Raw genomic sequence first — 1,233 nt, forward strand, 5'->3', positions numbered from 1 at the left:
CTCTAAGGCCCCCTAATTAAACTGGAGTCTCCCTGCCCAATAATTTAAACTTAGGACAAAGGGAGATGATCGGTATGGGAAAAAGGTTGAATGAAGAAAAACGTTTAAAAGTTGTGAAAGAAGCTATGGCAGGTGTTAAGGTGGGGGTGTTGGCTCGAATGTACGACATCCACCCTGAGACCGTCCGGGGTTGGATTAGAGATCATCGGGACTCTATTCCGCCTGAAGAAATTCCTGCGGCAGACGAACATGTTCAAGAGTTGCAACGCCTGCAGGAGGTAGAGCAACGCTATCAAAAAGCCGTTAAGGTCCTTGGTGAAAAAGAACTCGAAATCGAAATTTTACGAGAGTTGCTAAAAAAGAAAAACCCCGCTTATCTGAAAGATTTGAAGTAGCCAACCCATTCATTAAGCGGGGGGAACCAGCAACTGTTGTGCTGCGCATTCTTGGGTTGTCAGAGTCAACGTATTACGACCGTAAAAAGCGACTGGCCCAGTCAGCAGAAAGAGGAGAAGAACACTCTACCGAAAGCCGTGTAGGGCGCCCCGTGCCTGGATACTCTTATACAGCTACAGGTGAAAAAGTAAGCGATGAACAAATCAAAGAATGGCTGCTTGAACTCCTTGAAGGGGAAGAGTTTGTTTATGGTTATAAGTTTTTAGCCCAATCCCTTCGAGATAAGTATAATCTAATCTTCAACAAAAAGAAGTCTTATCGACTTTGCCAGGAATTAGGCATATTGCAAAAACCTAAAGAACGCGTACGCACTCATCCTCGCAGATTACCGAGGAATCGAGTCATAACGGGGTCGAACCAACTTTGGCAAATGGACATTAAATACGGATACGCGATTGGGCAGGAACGGTTCTTTTTTGTACTTAGCATTATAGATGTGTTTGACCGAATGGTAGTAGGCCAGTATAGAGGCCCAGTATGTGAAGCTACCAAAGTCGTCCAAACCTTATGGAATGCCTTGCAAGACCGTATAGAGCCCGGCGAGCCCATGCCGGTGGTTCGTACAGACAATGGTCCACAGTTCGTTAGCAAGCTATTTGGGGATACCTGTGAAAGCTTAGATCTTATACATGAGCGTATTCCACCCCGGTCCCCCAATATGAACGCCTACATTGAGTCATTTCACAGCGTTCTGGAACGCCATCTGTTTAGCCGAAGGGACTTTATGACCCTTGATGAAGCTTACGAGGCGCTAGACCAATACATGGACTTTTACAA

At 45.7% G+C, this 1,233-nt stretch carries 2 protein-coding genes; both read left to right on the plus strand.

What is annotated here, in order from left to right:
• Nucleotides 1-74: 74 nt before the first annotated feature.
• On the plus strand, nt 75-395 hold the full coding sequence (locus tag BLS49_RS24420; protein ID WP_175471535.1) for a helix-turn-helix domain-containing protein: 321 nt from the start codon (nt 75-77) through the stop codon (nt 393-395).
• A gap of 38 nt (nt 396-433) precedes the next feature.
• The coding region (locus tag BLS49_RS24425) for a DDE-type integrase/transposase/recombinase (protein ID WP_139173187.1) at nt 434-1,233 on the plus strand (800 nt) is incomplete at its 3' end.

The organism is Fontibacillus panacisegetis (assembly GCF_900102215.1).
Classification (GTDB): domain Bacteria; phylum Bacillota; class Bacilli; order Paenibacillales; family Paenibacillaceae; genus Fontibacillus; species Fontibacillus panacisegetis.